At 40.9% G+C, this 23,030-nt stretch carries 22 protein-coding genes, 1 pseudogene and 1 riboswitch; of the genes and pseudogenes, 17 read left to right on the top strand and 6 right to left on the bottom strand.

Features of this window, described 5'->3' with window-relative positions; translation table 11 throughout:
* Positions 1–4: 4 nt before the first annotated feature.
* From J8Z28_RS14425 to trmB, 4 genes are read left to right on the top strand one after another with little or no spacing between them, the layout of a single operon-like run.
* The gene (locus tag J8Z28_RS14425) at positions 5–628 is read left to right on the top strand and encodes a flavin prenyltransferase UbiX (protein ID WP_054551081.1); all 624 of its coding nucleotides are present in this window, start codon (positions 5–7) and stop codon (positions 626–628) included.
* Positions 625–1,554, top strand: a complete 930-nt coding sequence (locus J8Z28_RS14420) for an ABC transporter ATP-binding protein (RefSeq protein ID WP_054551082.1) — start codon at positions 625–627, stop codon at positions 1,552–1,554. Before J8Z28_RS14425 ends, J8Z28_RS14420 begins: the two co-directional genes overlap by 4 nt.
* Positions 1,554–2,321 carry an ABC transporter permease gene (locus J8Z28_RS14415; RefSeq protein WP_036970898.1) on the top strand — a complete coding sequence of 256 codons (768 nt, stop codon included), beginning with the start codon at positions 1,554–1,556 and terminating at the stop codon, positions 2,319–2,321. The genes J8Z28_RS14420 and J8Z28_RS14415 overlap by 1 nt, the downstream gene beginning before the upstream one ends.
* Complete coding sequence (gene trmB, locus J8Z28_RS14410; protein WP_062566421.1) at positions 2,321–2,986, top strand: tRNA (guanine(46)-N(7))-methyltransferase TrmB; 666 nt, start codon at positions 2,321–2,323, stop codon at positions 2,984–2,986. Before J8Z28_RS14415 ends, trmB begins: the two co-directional genes overlap by 1 nt.
* Here the strand turns inward: trmB and J8Z28_RS14405 are convergent.
* A complete protein-coding gene (locus J8Z28_RS14405) occupies positions 2,983–4,833 on the bottom strand; it encodes a bifunctional diguanylate cyclase/phosphodiesterase (RefSeq protein WP_062566420.1) in 1,851 nt (616 codons plus the stop codon). The genes trmB and J8Z28_RS14405 overlap by 4 nt on opposite strands.
* A gap of 248 nt (positions 4,834–5,081) precedes the next feature.
* Between J8Z28_RS14405 and panP the strand changes: the two genes are divergently transcribed.
* Entirely contained in the window at positions 5,082–6,710 is a 1,629-nt protein-coding gene (gene panP / locus J8Z28_RS14400; protein ID WP_054560945.1) for a pyridoxal-dependent aspartate 1-decarboxylase PanP, read from the top strand.
* A gap of 19 nt (positions 6,711–6,729) precedes the next feature.
* Here the strand turns inward: panP and argE are convergent, their stop codons facing one another.
* Entirely contained in the window at positions 6,730–7,881 is a 1,152-nt protein-coding gene (gene argE, locus J8Z28_RS14395; protein ID WP_062566419.1) for an acetylornithine deacetylase, read from the bottom strand.
* 221 nt (positions 7,882–8,102) lie between these two features.
* Between argE and argC the strand changes: the two genes are divergently transcribed.
* From argC to J8Z28_RS14355, 8 genes and pseudogenes are all read left to right on the top strand, one after another.
* On the top strand, positions 8,103–9,113 hold the full coding sequence (argC, locus tag J8Z28_RS14390) for an N-acetyl-gamma-glutamyl-phosphate reductase (protein WP_062566418.1): 1,011 nt from the start codon (positions 8,103–8,105) through the stop codon (positions 9,111–9,113).
* Entirely contained in the window at positions 9,113–9,874 is a 762-nt protein-coding gene (gene argB, locus J8Z28_RS14385; protein WP_054560942.1) for an acetylglutamate kinase, read from the top strand. The genes argC and argB overlap by 1 nt, the downstream gene beginning before the upstream one ends.
* A 7-nt stretch (positions 9,875–9,881) precedes the next feature.
* Positions 9,882–10,802: an ornithine carbamoyltransferase gene (locus J8Z28_RS14380; protein WP_055198268.1), complete on the top strand. Its 921-nt coding sequence runs from the start codon at positions 9,882–9,884 to the stop codon at positions 10,800–10,802.
* Between the two features lie 9 nt (positions 10,803–10,811).
* Positions 10,812–12,014, top strand: a complete 1,203-nt coding sequence (locus J8Z28_RS14375; RefSeq protein WP_054551091.1) for an argininosuccinate synthase — start codon at positions 10,812–10,814, stop codon at positions 12,012–12,014.
* A gap of 52 nt (positions 12,015–12,066) precedes the next feature.
* Positions 12,067–13,931 (top strand): annotated as a pseudogene (argH, locus tag J8Z28_RS14370) (argininosuccinate lyase).
* A gap of 251 nt (positions 13,932–14,182) precedes the next feature.
* Positions 14,183–14,389 carry a hypothetical protein gene (locus tag J8Z28_RS14365; protein WP_062566416.1) on the top strand — a complete coding sequence of 69 codons (207 nt, stop codon included), beginning with the start codon at positions 14,183–14,185 and terminating at the stop codon, positions 14,387–14,389.
* Between the two features lie 18 nt (positions 14,390–14,407).
* Positions 14,408–14,938, top strand: coding sequence for a hypothetical protein (locus J8Z28_RS14360; RefSeq protein WP_058585809.1), 531 nt, complete (start codon positions 14,408–14,410; stop codon positions 14,936–14,938).
* 508 nt (positions 14,939–15,446) lie between these two features.
* A complete protein-coding gene (locus tag J8Z28_RS14355; protein WP_062566414.1) occupies positions 15,447–15,980 on the top strand; it encodes a hypothetical protein in 534 nt (177 codons plus the stop codon).
* A 10-nt stretch (positions 15,981–15,990) separates the two neighbouring features.
* Here the strand turns inward: J8Z28_RS14355 and J8Z28_RS14350 are convergent, their stop codons facing one another.
* Both J8Z28_RS14350 and coaD read right to left on the bottom strand, forming a co-directional pair.
* Positions 15,991–17,367 (bottom strand): capsule assembly Wzi family protein, encoded by a 1,377-nt coding sequence (locus J8Z28_RS14350; protein ID WP_062566413.1) that lies wholly within the window; start codon positions 17,365–17,367, stop codon positions 15,991–15,993.
* Positions 17,364–17,846, bottom strand: coding sequence for a pantetheine-phosphate adenylyltransferase (coaD, locus tag J8Z28_RS14345; RefSeq protein ID WP_058585805.1), 483 nt, complete (start codon positions 17,844–17,846; stop codon positions 17,364–17,366). The genes J8Z28_RS14350 and coaD overlap by 4 nt, the downstream gene beginning before the upstream one ends.
* A 217-nt stretch (positions 17,847–18,063) precedes the next feature.
* Here coaD and J8Z28_RS14340 point away from each other — a divergent pair, with 217 nt between their 5' ends.
* On the top strand, positions 18,064–18,717 hold the full coding sequence (locus tag J8Z28_RS14340) for a TetR/AcrR family transcriptional regulator (protein ID WP_054560933.1): 654 nt from the start codon (positions 18,064–18,066) through the stop codon (positions 18,715–18,717).
* A gap of 108 nt (positions 18,718–18,825) precedes the next feature.
* Positions 18,826–20,283 carry a tRNA uracil 4-sulfurtransferase ThiI gene (thiI, locus tag J8Z28_RS14335; protein WP_062566412.1) on the top strand — a complete coding sequence of 486 codons (1,458 nt, stop codon included), beginning with the start codon at positions 18,826–18,828 and terminating at the stop codon, positions 20,281–20,283.
* A gap of 133 nt (positions 20,284–20,416) precedes the next feature.
* Here thiI and J8Z28_RS14330 read toward each other — a convergent pair whose 3' ends face one another.
* Positions 20,417–21,310: a ketopantoate reductase family protein gene (locus J8Z28_RS14330; RefSeq protein ID WP_062566411.1), complete on the bottom strand. Its 894-nt coding sequence runs from the start codon at positions 21,308–21,310 to the stop codon at positions 20,417–20,419.
* Positions 21,303–21,653, bottom strand: a complete 351-nt coding sequence (locus J8Z28_RS14325; protein ID WP_055021578.1) for a VanZ family protein — start codon at positions 21,651–21,653, stop codon at positions 21,303–21,305. The genes J8Z28_RS14330 and J8Z28_RS14325 overlap by 8 nt, the downstream gene beginning before the upstream one ends.
* A gap of 158 nt (positions 21,654–21,811) precedes the next feature.
* Here J8Z28_RS14325 and J8Z28_RS14320 point away from each other — a divergent pair, with 158 nt between their 5' ends.
* Positions 21,812–22,294, top strand: coding sequence for a YajQ family cyclic di-GMP-binding protein (locus J8Z28_RS14320; RefSeq protein ID WP_054551104.1), 483 nt, complete (start codon positions 21,812–21,814; stop codon positions 22,292–22,294).
* A gap of 143 nt (positions 22,295–22,437) precedes the next feature.
* Positions 22,438–22,677: a hypothetical protein gene (locus tag J8Z28_RS14315; protein WP_054551105.1), complete on the top strand. Its 240-nt coding sequence runs from the start codon at positions 22,438–22,440 to the stop codon at positions 22,675–22,677.
* 189 nt (positions 22,678–22,866) lie between these two features.
* Positions 22,867–23,022: riboswitch (cobalamin riboswitch) on the top strand.
* The last annotated feature ends 8 nt before the right edge of the window (positions 23,023–23,030 follow it).

Here is a 23,030-nt window from a genome sequence, read left to right as displayed (position 1 = left end):
CTGTATGCAATTTAAAGATAAAATAACGTTAGCTTTTAGTGGTGCCTCAGGGGCCCCTTATGGCTTAAGGTTATTAGAAGTATTACTTGAACAGCAGTTTCAGGTGTATGTACTGATCTCAAGTGCGGCAAGAGTGGTCTTTGATACAGAATCGAATATCAAACTTTCAGGTAATGAAGACAAAGCGACAGAGCAGCTGAGTACACTTTTTAATGCCGCTCCTGAGCAACTTAAAGTATTTGGTAAAGACAACTGGTTTAGCCCAGTTGCATCCGGCTCAGCTGCGCCGAAAAAAATGGTGGTATGCCCTTGTAGTGCAGGTTCAGTATCTGCAATTGCGGTCGGGGCATCAGATAACTTACTCGAACGCGCTGCTGACGTGGTTATTAAAGAGCGTGGGCAGCTGATTTTAGTTCCGCGTGAAACGCCATTTAGCGAAATCCACCTTGAAAACATGCTGAAGCTAGCACGACTAGGCGTAACTATTATGCCTGCGGCACCGGGGTTTTATCATCAACCAGAGCAGATTTCAGATTTGGTTGATTTTATGGTGGCGCGAATTTTAGATCATTTAAACATTGAACATACTTTGACGAAACGTTGGGGTTATGGAGAGGGCAAACAGTGAGCGAAAAAACGATCGCATTAAATATTGAAGGCCTAAAAAAGGTTTATAAAAATGGTGTTGAAGCCGTAAAAGGCATTGATTTACAAGTTCAGCAAGGCGACTTCTTTGCCTTACTTGGACCAAACGGGGCAGGTAAATCAACCACTATTGGTGTTATCTCATCGTTAGTGAATAAAAGTGCCGGTCGTGTCCAGGTATTTGGTCACGATATTGATACAGACCTTGAAGCTGCTAAGTCTGAACTTGGCTTAGTACCGCAAGAATTTAATTTCAGTCAGTTTGAAACACTAAATCAAATTTTGGTTAACCAAGCAGGCTATTACGGTGTACCAAGAAAGCTGGCGCATGAGCGTGCTGAAAAATACTTAAAGCAGCTAGGTTTATTTGAGAAAAAAGATAAACAAGCGCGCACCCTTTCAGGTGGTATGAAACGCCGTTTAATGATTGCTCGTGCACTGATGCATGAACCTAAATTACTCATTTTAGATGAACCAACAGCGGGTGTTGATATTGAGCTACGCCGCTCTATGTGGGATTTTCTTCGCGAGATTAATAAGCAAGGTGTGACCATCATCTTGACCACCCATTATCTAGAAGAAGCCGAGCTGTTATGTAAAAACATCGCGATTATCGACAGTGGTGTGATTGTTGAAAACACCACCATTAAAGCGTTACTTGCCAAGCTTGATAAAGAAACTTTCGTACTTGATTTAAAGCAACCAGTGCAGCCAATTAGCATTGAAGGTTATAAATACACACTGACCGATGATCACACTTTAGAAGTTGAAGTGGCGAAGTCACAGGGCTTAAACCAGGTGTTTAGTGCGCTGACTGAACAAGGTAATACTGTGCTGAGTATGCGAAATAAAGCAAACCGTTTAGAAGAGCTGTTTGTAGGGTTATTAGAACAAGGGCGAGGCGAATAATGTTTAAATATGGAGTAGCGCTAAAAAGTATTTGGATCAAAGAGTGTATTCGCTTTTTACGTATTTGGGTGCAAACCTTAGTTCCGCCGGCAATCACGATGAGCCTGTATTTTGTGATTTTTGGTAATCTGATTGGTTCTCGTATCGGTGATATGGGTGGCTTTAGTTATATGGAGTTTATTGTCCCAGGTCTGATTATGATGTCGGTGATCACCAACTCTTACTCGAATGTTGCCTCGAGTTTTTATTCGACTAAATTTCAAAAAAGCATTGAAGAGCTCTTAGTTGCACCAGTGCCAAACTACATCATTGTACTTGGCTACATGGGCGGTGGTATGACACGAGGTATGCTGGTTGGTTTAATTGTTACCTGTGTCTCTTTGCTATTTGTTGATATTCAAATTCATAATATTTTTGTGATTATGGCTACGGTTATTTTAACGTCGGCTGTATTTGCGTTAGGTGGACTTATCAATGCAATTTATGCTAATAGCTTTGATGATATTAGTATTATCCCGACCTTTATTTTAACGCCGCTGACTTATCTCGGTGGGGTGTTTTACTCTATCACCTTGTTGCCAGAATTTTGGCAAGGCGTATCGCAAGTAAACCCAATTATTTATATGGTGAATGCATTTAGATATGGTTTCTTAGGTGTGTCTGATGTCGATTTATCGGTAGCATTTGGTGTACTTGGTTTATTTATTGTGGGTTTATTTACGTTAGCATTAACCCTTATTAAACGTGGTGTGGGGCTTAGACACTAATGACGGATGCAAATTCGAGAAGTATTGTATCGAATCAACCTGGCTTACATGAAAAGCTAGACGAAATTGTTTTAAAGCACTTAAGTGCTGAATTTAAAAAGCCGATTGCAGAGCATACGCAAGCAGCTTTTGATCAGGTAAACGAAAAGGTGCAGGCATTTAACGGGCCTATTATTCTTGATTCGTGTTGTGGTGTGGGTGAAAGCACCGCTAACTTAGCTAAACGTCACCCTGATGCATTGGTGATTGGTATTGATAAGTCATCACATCGTTTAGATAAGCATGATATTGAATACAAGCAAACAGATGCAGGGCAGTACATTTTAGTACAAGCTGATTTAAATGATTTTTGGCGCTTAGCGGTGGCTGCAAACTGGCAACCGAGTCATCATTACTTGTTGTATCCAAACCCTTGGCCAAAAGCAAAGCACTTGCAAAGACGCTGGCACGGCGCTGCAATTTTTCCGTATATCGTTAAATTAGGCGGCCGCTTAGAGCTGAGAAGCAACTGGGATATATACGTAAAAGAGTTTGCTCGCTCATTAGAGCTTGCAGGGCATAAGTGCGATGTTGAGCTGTATGAAAGCGATACTGCAATTACTCCATTCGAACGTAAATATTGGGCCAGTGGTCAACAAAGTCACCGTTTGGTGATCAACCTTTAATGAATATAGGGGGTCGGTGGTGCAAAGTGACTCCCTTGCATTAAAGTAACACCCGCTCGAGCAAGCGCGTCAGCTATTTGTTCGTTATCAACTTGCTCAGCAATTACATCTAACTTTAATTGCTGAGCATATTTCACCAAGTTTTCAATAAACAGATAGTTATCAGTATTGGTATGAATTTGGCTCACCAACCCTTTATCTAGCTTCAAGCCATCAATTTCTAGCTTTCTAATGTGGGGTAAGTTTGAAAAGCCCGCGCCGAATTCATTGATAATAACCTGAGCACCTTTATTTTTTAGGGTGTTAATAAAGGTTTTTACTTCACTAAAGTAAGCAATGGCATCACGCTCATAAAACTGAAAAATAATATTATGAGGCTGCGGATAGCGCCTAAGTTGTAACTCTAAAAACTCGCTTAAGCTTGGGTCGAGAATATCTTGTGCGGTAATGTTGATACTCCATCGCACATTGGTTTTCCTAAACTGCTCAATGCAGCGAGTAAACATGGTGCGCCTTAAAAGACCGTCCATACGTGAGCGCTTTAGCACCATCATAAAGTAATCTGGCGCATGAATACGACCTGTAGCACTGGCCATTCTGGCTAGGCATTGATAATGGTCAATGTGTTTGCTTTGGTTATTATAGACCGCTTGAAAGTAAGGTACGATGCGATTGTTATCGAAGGCTTCTTTTACTTCTTTGGCAAGCGTAACATTGCTTCTAAATTTCTCTTCAACCTGCTTAAACACATTTTCATAACGTACAATACGCTGATTATTAAGCTTTGCTTGCTGCAGCGCAACATGGGCATTTTCAATCAGCATTAATTTATTACCTGTAGCAATACCTGCATACAAGCTCACGTAGATATAAGGCTCTTTCAACGCAGGAATTGCATAGTTAAAAGCATTAATAACATCATCGATATTACGCTCATCACTATGCGTTCGTAATAGCGCAATTTTATTCGTTGCTAATCGATAGACAAACCCTTCGCTAGGCATCCTTGATTGAAAATAGCTAAGCAAGTTACCCATTACTTTGTCGCTCACTTCAGTGCCATAAAAACTGCTAATATCTTCTAACTCATTAATGGCAATAACTGCTAGCTCCATACGGTGTTTGGTGGTTTTCTTTATGTAGTATTCCAGCGCGACATGGTTAGCAAAGCCGGTGCGGGCATCTGTTGAGAGGGAGCGTTTTAGTTGTAAAAAATACAGCCCAGCAATTAGCGCTGCAATAAAGAAAAAGAAACAGCCTGTGATCATTGCACGGGTCACACTGTGCTGCAGTTGCTGATTTAAGTCACTAATGGTTATGTCGGCACCCGTTATATAGGTGTGACCATTATCATCGACAAAAGTGACAAAGATGCTTTTAAAATAGCCCCATTGATCTTTTGATACCTCAAATACAGGCTCTGTTGAAAAAAAAGCTTCTTTGTTAAGTTCTGTCGCTTCGGGGTAGGCATCTAGAAACTGTGTTACGCGGCCATTGTTTTGATCTTTTTGCGTGTAACTCGACGCACTAAAGTAGACTTTGCCGTCGCGCAGTACCATTGCGTACACATAGGCAAGCTGCATTTGTTTTGCATACTCAGATAGGGCTCGGCTTTTGTCTTTATATATTGCCGAAGAGATTGGTAAGCCCGCATTAACTATATTGTGATAGTCATCACCTAGGATATGTTTGACACTGACCGCGGCATTAAGCAGTTTGGTATCGATATTTTCCATGATCTCACTACGCGTGGTTTCATAGGTGTAATAGATATAGCCAAATAAGCTAATAAAAAATGCGGCGAAGCCATATAGCAGCCAGCTGGTTTTTTGCATTCCTTTGGGCATAGAGGTTCCCTTAGCAGTTATCGTTTGATTATACTCAAAAAAAGCGTGTCTGATAGTATAAAATGACTGCAAATTTCATTAACCGATCACTTTTTTGTCATCGAAATTAGCGCTTTTTTGCTTTATGCGAGACATTTTCGTGATATTCCAGTAAAGTTAGCCAATTTCGTAGAAACAGTGCCGCAAAAGTGCTTACCCAGATGTCCCATCATCGGGTGCATTTTTAGCTGCTAATTATGGGTATTAGGATGGATCAAAAGCGTTGTGCCGTCGCCTCTAAAGAAAGCTTGATTCGTATTTTTACGGTGCCAGAAGCACCAGACTCGACATTAAGTAAAATCGAATCTGAAATTTCTAGCAACTTAGCAGGGTTCTTAAATGAGAACATAGCTGCTATCGAAAAGCCTTTGCACGAAATTGAAAAAGACTTTCAAACGGCTACTATTCCAGAAGAGCCGACCTTTGTATCTGACTATGCTCAAGACATTATGGAGCAGTTGGTTGCTCATTCTGTTCATACCGCTGCGCCGAGCTTTATTGGCCATATGACCTCAGCATTACCGCATTTTGTGTTACCGCTTTCTAAGTTAATGGTCGGTCTTAACCAAAACCTAGTAAAAATTGAAACTTCAAAGGCATTTACGCCTCTAGAAAGACAAGTTTTGGGCATGATGCATCACCTTGCTTATGGTGAGGACGACAGCTTTTATAGTAAATGGATGCACAGTGCGAAAACGTCATTAGGCGCATTTTGTTCAGGTGGCACTGTCGCTAACATTACTGCTTTATGGATAGCCCGCAACCGTTTATTAAAAGCGGATGGTGACTATAAAGGTATTGCTGCACAGGGTTTAATCGCTGGAATGCTGCATTATGGTTATAAAGGCTTAGCTGTGCTTGTTTCTGAGCGAGGCCATTACTCATTAGGCAAAACCGTTGATTTACTGGGTATTGGTCGCGATAACATTGTCGCAATTGCAACCGGCGAAAATAATAAAGTTGATGTCGATGCGATGCGTAAAAAGGCCCATGAGCTTGAAGCCTCTGGCATTAAGGTAATGGCACTTGTGGGTGTTGCAGGGACGACTGAAACAGGCAGCATAGATCCACTAAATGAAATGGCTGATTTGAGCGAAGAACTTGGCTGTCATTTTCATGTCGATGCTGCATGGGGTGGTTCAACCTTATTATCTTCAAATTACCGCCACCTATTGAGCGGTATCGAACGTGCTGATTCAATAACCATTGATGCACACAAACAAATGTATGTACCAATGGGGGCTGGTCTGGTGTTATTTAAAGACCCAGCTGCGACGGATGCTATTGAGCATCATGCGGAATATATTCTTCGTAAAGGCTCAAAAGATTTAGGCAGTCATACCCTTGAGGGCAGCCGCCCTGGTATGGCAATGTTAGTGCATGCTTGCTTACGTGTTATTGGCCGTAAAGGCTACGAGATGCTAATTGATCGCAGTATCGTGAAAGCCCGCACTTTTGCCGACATGATCAAGCAGGATGAAGACTTTGAGTTAATCTCAGAGCCTGAGCTTTGCTTATTAACCTATCGTTACGTACCAAAAGAAATCCAAGCGAAGCTTAAAGATGCTGACGAAGAAACGAAATTAGATATTTACGCTTCGTTGAATCGCTTTACTGCAAGCATGCAAAAGCGTCAGCGTGAAGCGGGTCGTTCTTTTGTATCGCGTACTCGTTTAACTCCTGCAAAATATGACCATCAACCCACCGTGGTATTTCGCGTTGTATTAGCCAACCCGTTAACCTCTAAAGCAATTCTAAAAGATATTTTAGCGGAGCAAAAAGAGCTGGCGAAAACTGATCCGGTATTTAAAAAGTACTTGAGTAAGTATATGGATTAGAAAAGGGAGCGTGATGCTCCTATTCGCTAAAGCAGCTTGCTTTAATCATGTCACTGATAATAGCTTGCGAAGGTTTTATTTTTTCCATCGCCAAAAACTCATCTGGCTGGTGGGCTTGGTTAATTGAGCCAGGTCCCATGACGATGGTTTCACAGCCAAGCTGTTGAATAAAAGGAGCTTCGGTACAATAGTTTACAGCGACAGCTGGTTGACCCGAGATTTTTTCGGCCAGTTTTACTAATGCTGTATCAGTGCTACCACTAAATGCTGGGATAGGTTCATGCATGTCGATAACGCTCACTGCATTTGGGTATTGGGCATTAATCTCTTCTGCGGCTGTTAGCAAAATCGCTTGTAGTTCTTGCACACTTAAACCAGGTAAAGGCCGCATATCAATGTGCATTTCACAGCAGCCACAAATGCGGTTGGCATTATCGCCACCATGGATATGGCCAAGGTTCAAAGTAGGGTACGGAATTTCAAAGTGCTCAACTGAATATTTATTCTTTAATTCTTCTTTGATGATTAACAATTTTGTAATCATTTTATGCATGACTTCGATGGCGTTTAAACCACGTTCAGGATCTGAACTATGGCCTGAGCGACCAATTACTCGGATCGCTGTACTCATATGGCCTTTATGAGTAAATACTGGTGTCATATCAGTTGGCTCACCAATAATACAGCGCGCTGGTTTTAAGTCTGGGTGGCGGCAAATTTGTTGTGCACCGGCCATTGTGGTTTCTTCATCGGCTGTGGCTAAAATTAATAGTGGCTCTGTTTGTTTAGTTTCATCGAGCTCACTAATTGCTTGCAATACAAAGGCAAAAAAGCCCTTCATATCAATACTACCTAAACCGTAAAGTTTATTGTCATGTTCGCTGAGTTTAAACGGATCGTAATTCCAGCGGCTATCATCAAATGGCACTGTGTCAGTATGACCTGCAAGCATTAAACCGCCATCTCCTTCACCGCGCTTCGCTAATAAGTTGTAACGGCCTTTACCGTTTTCAAGCTCTGTGATTTCACATGTAAAACCAAGGCTTTCGCACCAGTTTGCGAGCAAGGTAATAACCCCTTTATTGCTCATGCACAAAGAATCTTCAATCGCACTAATTGAAGGGGCAGCAATTAGCTGCTGATACATAGATATAAAAGAGGGTAGCGACATAAAAAAATCCAAAAATAATTATTCAATCTAATTGCATAACAATATAAAAGTATTTATGATGAATATCAATTCACTTTTTAAGCATAAATATTAGTAAAGCTGTACGATGAACACGAAACGACGATAACCTGATTTCATTACTTTAGACAGTGTTTTTATTCGCAATTGAGCGAGTAATTTTAGGCGTATCGATAAACAGATTTAATAGGTAAAAGTAAGCAATGAATGTAGTGATTATTGGCGCGAGTGGTTATAGCGGCGCAGAGCTGGCAAGTTTAGTTGCTAAGCATCCAAAACTGACCCTTAAAGCATGTTATGTGTCTGAAGGGAGTTTAGATAAAGGTAAATTATTAAGCGATTTATACCCTGAGCACCTTGGATTGTTAGAGTACACACTGCAACCTCTAACTTCTGAAGCGTACAAAGATATCGAAAGCAATGCTGACTATGTATGCCTGTGTACAGATCACAAGGTCAGTGTTGATCTTGCTCCCCAATTTTTAGCCATGGGTAAAAAAGTATTCGACCTATCTGGTGGTTTCCGTTTAGCTGGGAATGAGGATTACCTAACTTATTACGGTTTCGCACATGAACATCCTGAGCTTTTAGAGCAAGCAGCATATGGTTTAGCTGAATGGAATAGCGATGCGATTAGTAAAGCAAACCTTGTTGCTGTAGCGGGTTGTTACCCAACAGCAGCACTTAATTCTTTAAAACCACTTAAAGAAGCGGGTTTATTAGCTGATCAAGCCATTATTGTTAATGCGGTGTCAGGTGTTACAGGCGCTGGTAGAAAAGCCAGTGTTAATACTCACTTTTGCGAAGTGTCACTTGCTCCTTATGGCTTGTTTAACCACAGACACACACCTGAGATTGAGCAGCACCTTGGTCACTCTGTGCTATTCACGCCACATTTGGGTAACTTCCCCCGTGGAATTTTAGAAACTATTTATGTGCAATTAAAACCAGGTGTAACTGCAGAGCAAGTGAGCACGGCATATCAAGTGTTAGCAAATGAGCCTTTAATTCGTTTACTTGGCAATAAAATTCCAAGCATTAAAGGCGTAGCTAAACAACCATATGTTGATATTGCATGGCAACAAAAAGGTGAGCAACTCATCGTTATGTCAGCGATTGATAACCTTCTAAAAGGTGCCGCTGGGCAAGCATTACAGTGCATTAATTTAGCCATGGGTGAACCTCACCATACTGGCTTAGTAGGAGCGCTGTAATGAAAACTTGGATCATTAAAGTCGGTGGTGCTGTGTTAAATAGCGCAGATGCCGCAAAAGCGCTTTTTGATGTTTTAGCCTCTGAGCAACAAGATAACTTTGTCATTGTTCATGGTGGTGGTGCCTTGGTGGATGCTTGGCTTAAAGACGCCGGCTTTGTGACTGCAAAACATCAAGGTCTACGTATCAGCCCAAATGAGCAAATGCCATATATTGTTGGTGCTCTTGCCGGTTGTGCCAATAAACAATTGATGAGCCAAGCAATCAGCGCTGGCCACAAACCTGTGGGTTTAAGCCTTTATGAAGCGGGTGTACTGGTATCTGAAAAACTTAAAGTATTGGCGCAAGTAGGTCAGTGCTCAGGTAGTTGTGACAGCGTGCTACCTAGCATGCTTGAACAAGGTCGTTTACCCCTAGTGAGCTCTATTGGCTTTGGGGAAGATGGCCAATGGTACAACGTCAATGCAGATGAAGCTGCAGCGGCTATCGCTAAAGAGCTTAATGCAGAACTTATTTTTATGACAGACGTAGAAGCTGTGCTTGATGCCAATAAGCAGCCTCTACATCAACTTAATACGCAGCAAATCGAAACACTTATCCTTGAAGGAGTCATTCAGGGCGGGATGGAGGTCAAAGTAAAGACCAGCCTTCTTGCTGCCCAACATTTACGACGTGGTGTGTATATCTCAAGCTGGCTGAAGCCAGAGAACTTAGTCGCTTTATTAAAAGGCGAACATGTAGGAACGAAAATTACACCATAGGTATTTCATGTTAAAGAATTTCTTAAATGGTCTTGAATTAGACCAAAAAGGCGCACTTAAATTACTAAATTTAGCGCAAAAAATTAAAGCAAACCCAGCTGACTTCAGCCAAGCATTAGCGGGCAAATCAGTGGTTACATTGTTTGAAAAGCCAAGTTTACGTACTCGTTTATCATTTGATATTGGTATTAATAAACTAGGTGGTCACGCAGTTTATTTAGATTCACAAAATGGTGCCATGGGCGCTCGTGAATCAGTTAAAGACTTTGCTCTTAATATCTCAACTTGGGCAGATGGCATTGTTGCTCGTGTGAATGCACACAAAACACTGACCACGCTTGCTGAGTATTCATCGGTGCCTGTTGTTAATAGCTTATGTGACTTATATCACCCGTGCCAAGCGCTTGCTGACTTTTTAACGCTGCAAGAAGTCCATGGCGATGTTAGCAAACTAAAGCTTGCTTACTTAGGTGAAGGTAACAACGTCACACACTCTCTAATGTTATTAGCCGCTACTTTAGGTACTGATTTTGTTGCAGTTTGTCCTAAAGGTAGTTCGCCAGATTCGCAAATTCTTAAGCAAGCAGAGCAAATTGCAGCAATGAATGGTGCCTCTGTCATGGTGAGTGACAGAATTGAGGCGGCAGTTGGCGCAAATGCAGTCTATGCTGATACCTGGGTTTCAATGGGTGATAAAACACCGCTTGAGCAGGTTAAAGCTAAATATATGCCTTATCAGCTTAACCAAGCCCTACTAGAGAAAACCGGTGCGCAAACGGTACTGCATTGTCAGCCAGCGCATCGTGAGTTTGAAATTACCTCTGAGGTAATGGATGGCCCAGCATCAAAAATTATCCAACAAGCAGAGAATCGTATGCACGCGCAAAATGCTCTACTTGTCACATTATTAAATCCAAATTTTGTTTAAGGAACACCAATGAGTTCAATTAAAAAAGTCGTATTAGCCTATTCTGGTGGTCTTGATACATCGGCAATCGTGCCATGGTTAAAAGAAAACTACGGCTGTGAAGTAATCGCGTTTGTTGCTGATGTTGGCCAAGGCGCAGAAGAGCTTGAAGGCGTTGAAGAAAAAGCCATAGCTTCAGGTGCGTCGGAATGCCATATCGTTGACTTAAAAGACGAGATGGTCAGCGACTATATTTACCCAACTTTAAAAACGGGTTCTATTTACGAAGGCACTTATTTACTAGGTACATCTATGGCGCGTCCAATCATTGCTAAAGCGCAGGTTGAAATTGCCCGTAAAGTAGGTGCTGATGCGCTTTCACATGGTTGTACTGGTAAAGGTAACGACCAAGTACGTTTTGAGTCATGTTTCGCAGCCCTTGCACCAGATCTAAAAGTGATTGCACCATGGCGTGAGTGGGACTTATCAAGCCGTGAGTCATTACTTGATTACTTAGCTGAGCGTAATATTCCATGTTCTGCGTCAGCAACAAAAATTTATAGCCGTGATGCGAATGCTTGGCATATTTCTCACGAAGGTGGTGAGCTTGAAGATCCATGGTGCCAACCAAGTGATCAAGTATGGACTTGGACTAACTCGCCAGAGCAAGCACCCAATGAAGCAGAATATGTAACATTAAACGTTGTTGAAGGTGAAGTGGTTGCTGTTAATGGTGAATCGCTTAAACCATATGACTGCTTAGTTAAATTAAATGACATTGCTGCTCCGCATGGTGTGGGTCGTGTTGATATCGTAGAAAACCGCTTGGTGGGTATGAAGTCGCGTGGCTGTTATGAAACACCAGGGGGCACTGTGATCATGGCTGCTCTTCAAGCTATTGACGAGCTAGTGCTAGATAAATCAAGCCGTAAATGGAAAGAAGTACTTGGTGGCGAGTTCTCTCACTTAGTCTATGACGGTCGTTGGTTTACGCCATTAAAAGACTCGATTCTTGCAGGCGCTGAATCACTGTCTAAGTTAGCAACGGGTGAAGTAGTGCTTAAGCTTTATAAAGGCCAAGTCACTGCGGTACAGAAAAAATCACCGAATAGCTTATACAGCGAAGATTTCGCAACCTTCGGCGAAGATGATGTATATGACCAATCACATGCAGAAGGCTTCATTCGTTTATTCTCGCTTTCAAGCAGAATCTCAGCACTAACGAAAAAGTAATTTAATTATTGCCCTGCATTGCAGGGCAATAGCCGAATTTGGAGACAGTTCAATGGCACTATGGGGCGGACGTTTTTCTACGGGTCCAGATGAAGCGTTTAAACAATTCAACGATTCACTTCCTTTTGATTATCAACTTGCAGAGCAAGACATTATTGGTTCAGTTGCTTGGGCTGGAGCGTTAAAACAAGTAAACGTTTTAAACCAGCAAGAATACGATGACCTAGTTGCAGCACTTAATAAGCTGTTAGATGAAGTTAAAGCGAACCCACAAGCAGTTGCTGTAGCAGGACATGAAGATATTCATTCTTATGTTGAATCAGCACTGATTGATAAAGTGGGTGACCTTGCTAAAAAGTTACACACCGGTCGTAGCCGTAATGACCAAGTAGCAACAGATTTCCGTTTATGGTGTCGTGATACAGCTGAGCATATTCTTGAAGCAATCGCAGAGCTGAAAGGTGAGTTTATTGCCTTAGCTGAGCGTGAGCTTGGCACTATTTTACCTGGTTACACACACTTACAGCGCGCCCAACCTGTGCTATTTAGTCATTGGTGTATGGCCTATGTTGAAATGCTTGAGCGTGATGAAAGCCGCTTAACCGATGCCAAAAATCGTATGAATTATTGCCCACTTGGTAGCGGTGCATTAGCCGGGACTGCGTACCCAATTGATAGGCAAACTCTTGCCGAAGGGTTAGGTTTTACCGGTGCCACACGCAATAGCCTTGATGCTGTATCAGATCGTGATTTTGTAGTTGAGCTATTAAGCTGCGCATCGATTTCGATGATCCACTTGTCGCGCATGGCTGAAGATTTAATTTTCTATAACTCTGGTGAAGCGGGCTTTATTGAGCTTTCTGATGGGGTGACATCAGGTTCTTCACTAATGCCGCAAAAGAAAAACCCAGATGCACTTGAATTAATCCGTGGTAAAACAGGCCGTGTTTTTGGCGCATTCAGTGCCATGATGATGACACTAAAAGCCCTACCACTTGCTTACAATAAAGATATGCAAGAGGACAAGGAGGGCTTATTTGATGCGATGCCAACTTGGCTGGCATGTATTCATATGGCGCAAGCGTGTATCAAAGGCATTAAAGTTAATGCAGATAAAACATTAGCAGCTGCAAAAGGTGGTCACTCAAATGCGACTGAACTTGCTGACTATTTAGTGGCTAAAGGTATTCCATTTAGAGAAGGTCACCACATTGTTGGTACGCTCGTGCAAATGGCTATTGCACAAGGGAATAACTTAGAAGATTTAAGTTTAGAGCAATTTAAGTCTGTGCATAGCATTTTCGAATCAGATGTATATCCTGTATTAGAATTAGACGCCTGTATTAAAGCAAGACAAGCTCTGGGTGGCACCTCTGTTGAGCAAGTAACTAGTGCCATCAAATACGCAAAAAAAAACAGCAAATAGCGGTACGTGACGCAACCTTAAATGATGTTGAGTCTATTGCTAAGCTAATTCAGCATTGGGCTACGGTAGGTGAAAACCTACCACGAGCTAAAAGCGACATGATTCACTCAATTAATGAGTTTGCTGTCACTGAAGTTGAAAACCAAGTTGCAGGCTGTGCCTCGCTGTATATTTACGACACTGGCCTTGCTGAAATTCGCTCGCTCGGGGTGGACCCCGAATCACGAATTGCCGGCCAGGGGCGTCAACTTGTTGAACATTTGCTAAAAAAAGCCAAAAGCTTGGCGCTTAGTCGGGTAATTGTCCTGACAAGAGTGCCAGAGTTTTTTGCAAGCCAAGGTTTCAGCTTTTGTAGCAAGGACAGTTTGCCAGAAAAAGTGATCAAAGATTGTGAGCTTTGCCTTCGCAAAGAGAACTGCGATGAAGTGGCAATGGAATATATTTTAAAGCCAAGTAATAGCGCGGTGATCCCGTGTAAACACGTGGCTTAAATTCCCTGGATGAGAAAAACGCACGGTTACCCCTGTGCGTTTTTTTATGCCTGAAATTTAGATTTGCTGACTTTTATGATCAAAAAGATCAAAATTTATAAAAGTTGGATCGTTAATTGCTTTTATTATCAGCGCGGTGGCAACGTCGCGATGAAGTATAAAAAAGCGTCAAAAAAATGAGAACGCTTAACTCAGCTTGCAAGCTATTGTAAGCTGTACTGAAAAAACAATTAACTTAAAGGAATTAACTTATGCAAGTTTCAAACAATAGCCAATTGCAAATGCAAGCTTACAGCCAAATGCAACAAACAAAGCCAGCTATGGAACAAACTACTAGTAATAAAACCCTGCAATCTGATACAGTAACTTTATCAAGTGAAGCCATGGCTTTATCTGGCGGTGCTGAAATCCAACGCGGTGGTATCATTGTATTAGATCCGGATAAACGCCCAAATTAATTACACTATGAGTAAAAGATGTATTTAACAGAACATTTTGGTTTATCTCTTCCTGCAATGGTTGTATGGGGATTAATGATGGCATTTTTTTTTAATGCCTTTCTCTGGATTGCAAATGCTAAAAGAAATAATGTTCTGTTAATGCTATCGCTCGTTGTTTTTGCATCATACTTTACAAGTGATCATCTATTCTCTTGGTTCGATAATTCAAGTGTCTACCTTAGTTGGGCTATCTATGATGTAATTACCCTAGCTGTAATTTTTAGTTGTACCTACTTTATTAAGGGTGTTAAGTCACCAGCATTTACCTATGTAATTTTTGTACTTTGCTCAAATACGATACTTCAATTATTGATGTATTATGATTTACATATTACTGGTAATGTAAGTCCTTGGTTCTTATGGGACTTTTACTCATTCACCGTCTACTTACTCGATTTTACGATGATTATCGCACTCATCGTTGATAGAGATATCTTGGGTCTAAATGCGTTAAAGAACCGCTTTTTACGTACAGGTAAGTCAAAACAACTTCAAAAGCAGTTATAGAACTTAAAGATGTATATAGATGCTTTTTTGGGGGACTTGTTAGGGGCCTTCATAGAGTGGGGCTTTTTGATGGCCTTTTTATTTAACTTAGCGGTTAATATCAATAAAACAGATAGTAGAGTTCTTGTTTTATCTTTTATTATGATGATTTCATACTTCATCAGCGGCTTCGTTAAACTCTCTGTTTATAGTTATTTGAACAGGTTTTACTTTGACTTACTCACTATAGCTTTAGTCTTATCTTGGATGTATTGTGCCAAGGTAGCTAACTTTTGCGGAACAACATATATCCTCTTCGGACTTACTCTCAATTCCATCCTAATGTTATCGATATACATCGATATTTTTATATACGAAAACAAATCTGAATGGTTTCTTTGGACTTTGTACTCATTTGGCGTAAACACTGTAGATGTCACTATGATTCTCGTGTTGCTTTTTAATAAGGATTTTCTAAAGCTTCATCGTGTTGTATGCATGAATTTTTCAAAAGAAAAGGTGAAAAGCTTTGGCTGAGTTTCATAAGTATGTAAGTGCTTATCTAGCAACATTTATTATGTGGGGATTTCTGATGGCTTTCCTATATAACATGGTTAGTAAATCAATAGTTCCCAATGGTGATAAAACTTTAATGTGGATTTCGCTAACAATGTTTTTGTCTTATTTAGCCTCAGATCCACTAACTTCAGCTACTTTCCAGATAGAGTCGATGAGTTATGCAACTGCCTATGTAGTTTGGACAGTTCTAGATCTCACCTGTATTGGTGCAATACTGCTTATATCTAAAGGTAAATCGATCGATAGTTACCCTGCAAAACTCTATGTGTTATTAGGTTTATTAATTAACAGCTCTCTTTTTATCAGCATGTATATAGATATTAATATACTTGAGAATACCGAAGAGTGGTGGTTATGGGGCTTTTATACGGTTACTGTCAATATTATGGATGCAATGATGCTCATCGCACTTTTCAGTAATAAAGATTTTTTAGGGCTTGTGAAGCTTTATAGGCGAATTCGAGGTCAAGCTGAACCAGCTTAACCTCAATTAGTTAAAAGCGGTATTCCCAACTGGTTCTAAGGGCTGTATTTGTTTCTGACTCATCACCTATTTCATCTTTTGAAACAAGTCCTGTCACTTTCCACAGGCCGTTAAACACAGATTGCTGATAACCGAGTTCTAACTGCAGCTGACTCATATCTGACGCGAGCTCAGCGTGTTTGGTTTCGCTTTCAATCCAACGAAGCTTAGCATGGCCACCATAACCGTTTAGAGTGTGGTAATAGGCGCCAAGGATAGCCGATTTGCTTTGTAGTGGTGTTGAGCTGCCAATTAAGCGCGAGCGTTGTGTATAGCTGCCAGAGCCATATACGCAATCGCTAATTTGCTCACAAGTTTGCTCTGTATTTGAGTATTCAAAATAGCTTTTTAATAGGCTCTCTTTCGAGCCAAAATAGCTTTCAACACCTAGCGTATAAAATGGCTCGCTCGGTGCTAAGCCACTTTCATTTCGACCCATTACCTCAGCATAAAAAGCAATAGGTTGAGCCGCTAAAGTGGTTGAGTACTTAACATCTAAACTAGTTAAACGATGTGTTGATTCATTGCTTTCGAGTGTAACAGGGTCAATTTCTAGGTTAGTTAAATAATCAGAGCCTGCACTGTTAATTGCTATTTCAAGGCCTGTTAATGGGGTGCTTGCAAATCGGAGCGCCCAAAAGTCACCGTCATCTGAGTTATTTAGATATGGCTTTTGTTTGGCGTAGATACCCGTTAACTGCCAGTTACCGATAAATGATAACCAAGTTGGACCGACATATTGTGTATTTGCTCTGGTAAAGCGCACGCCTTTCATTGGCGCCGCATTATTTGATAGTAGTAGGGCGTTATCGTTACTTGGCCCCCACCAATGGCTTACTTGCTCCACACTAAGTGACCAATTACCCAGGAGTACGGCTAAATAGCTATCTTGGTAAGTAACATGCTGCTTATCAAGGGCGTCATCGGCGTAATTTACACTGACTTTAGCGCTAACACGCTTCCCTGTGATTGAACCATAACTATTTACACCGCTTTCTTGCTGGTGGCGTTTACCAAAACCTTGCTGAGCGAGAGGTTCGCTGTTGTAGTTTAGGCGAATACCTGAGCTGCTTTTTTGTTTAGCATTATCAAGGGCATGCTTAACATGCTGGTAGGCAAATAAGCTTCGTTCATCTAGTTGGCTGGTATTGGCAACGTCTAGGTCGCGTGCGATACCTTGCCACATTAATGGGTAGCTATTAATAGGCTGTTTAATAATGCCTTGGTTAAATAGCATTTCGATTGAAGCGCGAAGTAAAGGGTCGTCACTTTCTATCCATGGCCCAGCAACACTAGGTGCAGAGATCATTAGTAATGCAGTTAAGCTAATGAACTTTTTTAATTTCATCCGTGAATTTTATCCTGTAAGGCTTTAGCTACAATAGGGTCAACAAACTCGCTCACATCGCCATTGTGGCGTGCGACTTCTTTGACGAGAGTCGATGAAATAAATGAATTTTTTTCTGCCGGTGTTAAAAATACACTTTCTAGATCTGGATTCAGGCGACGATTCATATTAGCTAACTGAAATTCATAGTCGAAGTCAGACACCGCACGAATACCACGAATAAGCACTTCGGCATTATGGTCGCGAGCTAAATCAGCTAATAAGCCTGAAAAACCAATTACATTCACGTTATCAAGATGCGCCAAAATTTTATTAGCAAGCTCAACGCGCTCATCAAGGGTAAAGCAGGGTTGTTTACTTGGGTTATGCGCAATGGCAACAATTACTTTATCGAACATTTTTGCCGCGCGATGAATTAAGTCTGTATGGCCATTTGTAAGTGGGTCGAAAGTGCCCGGATAGATTGCAGTAACGTTCATAACTATCAGCGATTTATAAATTTGCCTGCTATATTAACAGTGTTTTCTCGACGATGCAGCTTAGAAAATACGCGTATCGGATTAGGAACCTTCACCTATATAAGGTACTAAACCGATTGAGGTTAATATTTTTCAAGGTAGTATTTAATTGCCGCGCATTTGTTTATACTGCTCGGCTGGGGAACGTAATAATCATAAAAAACAGAGTAATTAGGCTATGAGCACAAAGGACAAGATCATACACACCAGCATCGAGTTATTTAATCGCCACGGTGAGCGTGCCATAACAACCAATCATATCGCTTCGCATATGGGGATAAGCCCAGGTAACTTGTATTATCACTTTAAAAATAAAGAAGATATTATTCGTCACATATTTGCTTTGTATAGCGACCACTTACACACACACTTTAAGCCTTTGACGCCTGATGATGATGCGCTAGAGAATCTAGCCGGTTATCTAGATTCACTGTTTGAATTAATGTGGCGTTTTCAGTTTTTCTACGACAACTTAGGCGATATTTTATCTCGTGATGAAGAGCTGAAAAAAGGCTATATTGCGTTTCAAGCTGAGCTTTTAGAGCAAGTCAAAGATGTGCTATTTGCATTACGTGAAGGTGGTGTTATTTGCATTGAAGACGAAGATGTTACAGAACTTGCGCATATGCTTAAAATGACCGTGAGCTTTTGGACGCCTTACATCAAAGCTCGTCGCTTAAGTGGTGAACTTGCCAGAGCTGATATTTATAACGGTATTTTAAAAGTATTACTGCTATTAAAAGCTCATTGCACTGAGCAACACCTAGAGCAAGTTAACCAATTAAGAGCTAAGTATTTAGCCCTTGCTGAAACAGAGCAAAGCGAACAATAATCCCGCAAAGCAGTTTATTTCCTAGACGCTATAATTTTTGTTATAATCGCGCGCCCTTGAGGTTGCTATACCTCAGGGCGTGTGAAATCCACAGTCTAAGAGTGAACTATGCTTAAATTTATCGTCAAATTACACCCTGAAATCGCGATCAAGAGTAAATCTGTTCGTAAGCGTTTTACCAAGTTATTAGAAAATAACATTAAGATCGTTTTGCGTCGTGTTGACGAAAAAGTTCAGGTAAGAAACAACTGGGACAATATCTCTGTTGTTAGCTTACTAGAATCTGAGCAAGTTCGCTTAGATATTATCGATGGCTTAAAACGCATTCCAGGTATCGTACAGTTTATTGAAGTAACAGAAACAGACTTCGACTCAATCGACGATATTTACCAAAAAGCACTTGAACTAATCGGCCATACGATTGCGGGCAAAACCTTCTGTGTGCGTTGTAAACGTTCTGGTAAGCATGATTTCACATCGAGCGATGTAGAGCGCTACGTAGGTGGTGGTTTAAATCAGCATGTTGAAGGTGCGCGCGTTAAATTATCTCACCCTGAAGTGACTGTTCGCTTAGAAGTACGTGATGATAAAGCATACATTGTTACTCAAACTCACTTAGGTATGGCGGGCTTCCCGCTGCCAACACAAGAAGATGTATTGTCGCTTATGTCGGGTGGCTTCGACTCTGGTGTTGCCAGCTATCAAATGATCCGTAAAGGTGCGCGTACTCACTTCTTGTTCTTTAACTTAGGTGGTGCTGCGCACGAAATCGGTGTTAAGCAGGCGAGTTATTATATCTGGAAACAGTTCAGCTCTACTCATAAAGTGAAATTTGTTACTGTTGATTTTGAACCTGTTGTAGCAGAAATCTTAGAGAACGTTGAAAACAGCCAAATGGGTGTTGTGCTTAAGCGAATGATGATGCGTGCCGGTAGTCAAGTTGCAGAAAAACTAGGTGTACAAGCACTGGTAACAGGCGAAAGTATTGGTCAGGTATCAAGCCAAACATTGGCTAATTTGAGTGTGATTGACCGTGTGACGGAAACTTTAATCATTCGCCCGTTAATCCAACACGACAAGCAAGATATAATCAATATTGCGCGTCAAATCGGCACGGCTGAGATGGCAGAAAGCATGCCTGAATACTGTGGCGTAATTTCTAAAAAGCCAACGGTTAAAGCGAAAATCAAAACTATTCTTGCCGAAGAAGCTAAGTTTGACTTCGACGTGCTAAATACAGTTGTTGAGAATGCGCGTGTGATGGATATTCGCGATATCGACACCGAAGCAAAAGAAGAAGTGAAAGAAGCTGAGTCTGTATCTGATTTACCTGAAGGGGCGGTTGTTGTTGATATTCGCTCACCTGAAGAAGAAGACGCAAACCCATTAGAGCTTGAAGGTATTGAAGTTGTACATTTACCTTTCTTCCGCTTAGCGACTAAATTTGGTGACTTACCAAAAGATAAAGAATATTACTTATATTGTGCTAAAGGTGTGATGAGCCAGCTACAAGCGCTGATCTTGCACGAAGAAGGCTTTAGCAACGTCAAAGTGTATCGTCCGTAAGAGATACTGATAAAAGCGCGACATGTTCGCGCTTTTTTAATGCCTGAAATAATTACGAGAAACGAGAAACGAGAAACGAGAAACGAGAAACGAGAAGCAAGTAACTTTACTCTTTCTCCTTTCCCCTTGTAGCTTAACTTTTTATTTTTATCATGCTCAGCATGGCCTGATTATAGGGAGTTTTTACCCCTAACTTAGCGCCTTGCTCGCACACATAACCACAAATTGCATCAATTTCAGATTCTCGATTATGGCTGATGTCTTGCTGCATAGAAGAAAAGTTTTCAGCGGTGGCTGTCATCACAGAATAGGCTTGATCCAGCGCCTCGCTGAGTTTTACTTTAACCCCTTGTTTATTGGCGACCAGGCACGCTTCACTAAGTAAATTGATTATGCGCGTGCTAAATTGCGGTGCACGTAGCTGGCCATTTTTTACGTTATGAATCGCTGTTAACGGGTTAATTGCAATATTCACTAACAGTTTTTGCCATCGCAATGAGTGAATATCATCGCTCACAGAAAAGTGTGGTAAGTAACTAAACTGCTGCTTAAGCTCACTGAGTCTTTCACATGCAGCTGCATTACATGCACCTAACACGCTTTCACCATTACCTGTATGGCTCACACTATAAGGCGTTGTTTTAAAACCAGCTAAACGCGTTGTTAAAAACGCTAACCCTTGTGTGTTTAAAAGTTGGGTATTGAGCTCATCGACATTCCCCATGCCATTGTGAGAAAGAATGATTTGGCATGTTTTACTGAGATAAGGTTCTACTTGTCCAAAGGCAGTTTGCACCTGAAATGCTTTTACTGTTATTAACACCAAGTCAAAGGGGGCGGATTGGCTTAGCTCTTTGTGGTGAATAAGGCGAGCTTTAATTGGGTGTGATTTACCATTACTCGCTTGATAAAAACGCGTGGTCAGGGTCGGCTTACGGGTCAGCAATGTAATGTCATGTTGTGCAGATAAAAAATGACTAAACAATAAGCCAATTGCACCGTCGCCAACAATTAAAATGTTAGCCATTACGTTGCTTACTACCTAAATGAAAACCAAGTTTAATAATAAAGTAACTTACAGCGCCGATAAAATCAGCTACAAAATCCCCAACCGAAGCTTGACGGTAAGGCAGCATATCTTGCATAAACTCTATGGCTGCACCATATCCGGCTAACAGTAAAATTTGCACCATAAGTGGCAATTTAAAGGCTTTGTCCATCACCATGGCCAGTACAAAGAAAATACCAAAATGCGCCACTTTATCAACGTGTGGAAAGAGGTTGCTCACCCCTTTAATTTCTTTGGCAAATAAAATAGTAAAGCCAATAATGCTGGCTAAAAAGATAACTTGGTAAACACGCCTTGTCACAATAAACCCTAAAAAATGCCGAAATTGAATGGCCAGTATATCAAACAATTTTTGCATCGCACCTGAACAAGTCGGATAAAAATAGAAAGAATCGACAAATAAGCGTTATAATTGCCAACCATAAATGAATTTAAAAAAGACTATGTTAGGAGAACCCCATGCCTTCATTTGATATTGTTTCTGAAGTAGAAATGAACGAAGCGCAGAATGCAGTAGATAATGCAAAGCGTGAACTAGAGACGCGTTTTGATTTTCGTGGTGTTGATGCATCAATCGAACTAAGTGACAAAGTAATCAAGTTAAAAGCAGAAGCACCACAACAAGTTATGCAACTTTTTGACATTCTTGCTGCGAAAATTTCAAAGCGTGGCTTAGATGTATCTAGCCTTGAGCTTAAAGATGAGTCGCGTAGCGGTAAATACGTAATGCGTGACGTTGCTCTTAAGCAAGGTATCGAAAAAGACGTAGCGAAGAAAATCGTTAAGTTAATCAAAGACTCAAAGATCAAAGTACAAGCTGCTATTCAAGGTGAAGAATTACGTGTAACTGGTAAAAAGCGTGATGATTTACAAGAAGCAATGCAAGTTGTTCGTACTGCTGATTTAGGTCAACCATTCCAGTTCAAAAACTTCCGCGATTAATACTCTATGTTTTTAGCTTTAAGCTGTAAGTTTTAAGCTATAAGCCTACAAGTTTCTGAACTTTACAAGGAGCGTATTTTGAGACAAATATTAGGTTACAGAGAAAAAGATATCTTCTAGCTATTTTCAGCTAGAGGATATTTATGTCAGTAAAAAACAAAGCAATAGATCGTAATAAACACGGTAAAATAAACAGAAAATACACAGGCCCACACAGTACTTATTTTTACCAACAAACACCAAGTTGGTGGGTGAAAATGACGATGACCAAGCCAAGAAGACGTTTAAATAAAGCTCTTTGTAAGCTTGTGCTGAATGGTGCTGACCCAGAAGGAATTGTTTTTCCGTTAGGAAACTCGAAACCTCATGAGTATTTCTGGTAATCATTGTTTTATAAAAGCCAATCAGCCATGCTGATTGGCTTTTTTACTTTCGGCTTACACCTTAGCACTTAACTTGCAGCTTGAAGCTTTAGACTTAAAACTTTGGTTTAGAAGTATAGCCGTCCATTGACTTTCTTCCCCAAAATCATCACAATAACGGCCTATTTTCGAGGTGCTTGCTGTATCTTCAGATACGTTTTATTTCAAAGGGTGAAATAGTCGCAAGATAATCGGGAAGTCGGTGCGTTTTCAGGGAGAAAACAATGCCAACACTGCCCCCGCAACGGTAATGTATATGCCATGCATTTACAGAGTCCGGAGACCGGCCTTGAAGTAACTTACTATTCGCGTGT

It is taken from the genome of Pseudoalteromonas sp. SCSIO 43088 (assembly GCF_023650795.1).
GTDB lineage: Bacteria > Pseudomonadota > Gammaproteobacteria > Enterobacterales > Alteromonadaceae > Pseudoalteromonas > Pseudoalteromonas shioyasakiensis.
The sequence above is the reverse complement of the archived record's forward strand: the minus strand, read 5'-3'. Positions and strand labels throughout refer to the sequence as shown.

Excerpts from the sequence above, each read along its gene's own strand:
- J8Z28_RS14425 (WP_054551081.1), top strand. The coding sequence starts at position 5 with ATGCAATTTAAAGATAAAATAACGTTAGCTTTTAGTGGTGCCTCAGGG.
- J8Z28_RS14415 (WP_036970898.1), top strand. The coding sequence starts at position 1,554 with ATGTTTAAATATGGAGTAGCGCTAAAAAGTATTTGGATCAAAGAGTGT.
- trmB (WP_062566421.1), top strand. The coding sequence starts at position 2,321 with ATGACGGATGCAAATTCGAGAAGTATTGTATCGAATCAACCTGGCTTA.
- J8Z28_RS14405 (WP_062566420.1), bottom strand. The coding sequence starts at position 4,833 with ATGCCCAAAGGAATGCAAAAAACCAGCTGGCTGCTATATGGCTTCGCC.
- panP (WP_054560945.1), top strand. The coding sequence starts at position 5,082 with ATGGATCAAAAGCGTTGTGCCGTCGCCTCTAAAGAAAGCTTGATTCGT.
- argE (WP_062566419.1), bottom strand. The coding sequence starts at position 7,881 with ATGTCGCTACCCTCTTTTATATCTATGTATCAGCAGCTAATTGCTGCC.
- argC (WP_062566418.1), top strand. The coding sequence starts at position 8,103 with ATGAATGTAGTGATTATTGGCGCGAGTGGTTATAGCGGCGCAGAGCTG.
- argB (WP_054560942.1), top strand. The coding sequence starts at position 9,113 with ATGAAAACTTGGATCATTAAAGTCGGTGGTGCTGTGTTAAATAGCGCA.
- J8Z28_RS14380 (WP_055198268.1), top strand. The coding sequence starts at position 9,882 with ATGTTAAAGAATTTCTTAAATGGTCTTGAATTAGACCAAAAAGGCGCA.
- J8Z28_RS14375 (WP_054551091.1), top strand. The coding sequence starts at position 10,812 with ATGAGTTCAATTAAAAAAGTCGTATTAGCCTATTCTGGTGGTCTTGAT.
- J8Z28_RS14365 (WP_062566416.1), top strand. The coding sequence starts at position 14,183 with ATGCAAGTTTCAAACAATAGCCAATTGCAAATGCAAGCTTACAGCCAA.
- J8Z28_RS14360 (WP_058585809.1), top strand. The coding sequence starts at position 14,408 with ATGTATTTAACAGAACATTTTGGTTTATCTCTTCCTGCAATGGTTGTA.
- J8Z28_RS14350 (WP_062566413.1), bottom strand. The coding sequence starts at position 17,367 with ATGAAATTAAAAAAGTTCATTAGCTTAACTGCATTACTAATGATCTCT.
- coaD (WP_058585805.1), bottom strand. The coding sequence starts at position 17,846 with ATGAACGTTACTGCAATCTATCCGGGCACTTTCGACCCACTTACAAAT.
- J8Z28_RS14340 (WP_054560933.1), top strand. The coding sequence starts at position 18,064 with ATGAGCACAAAGGACAAGATCATACACACCAGCATCGAGTTATTTAAT.
- thiI (WP_062566412.1), top strand. The coding sequence starts at position 18,826 with ATGCTTAAATTTATCGTCAAATTACACCCTGAAATCGCGATCAAGAGT.
- J8Z28_RS14330 (WP_062566411.1), bottom strand. The coding sequence starts at position 21,310 with ATGGCTAACATTTTAATTGTTGGCGACGGTGCAATTGGCTTATTGTTT.
- J8Z28_RS14320 (WP_054551104.1), top strand. The coding sequence starts at position 21,812 with ATGCCTTCATTTGATATTGTTTCTGAAGTAGAAATGAACGAAGCGCAG.
- J8Z28_RS14315 (WP_054551105.1), top strand. The coding sequence starts at position 22,438 with ATGTCAGTAAAAAACAAAGCAATAGATCGTAATAAACACGGTAAAATA.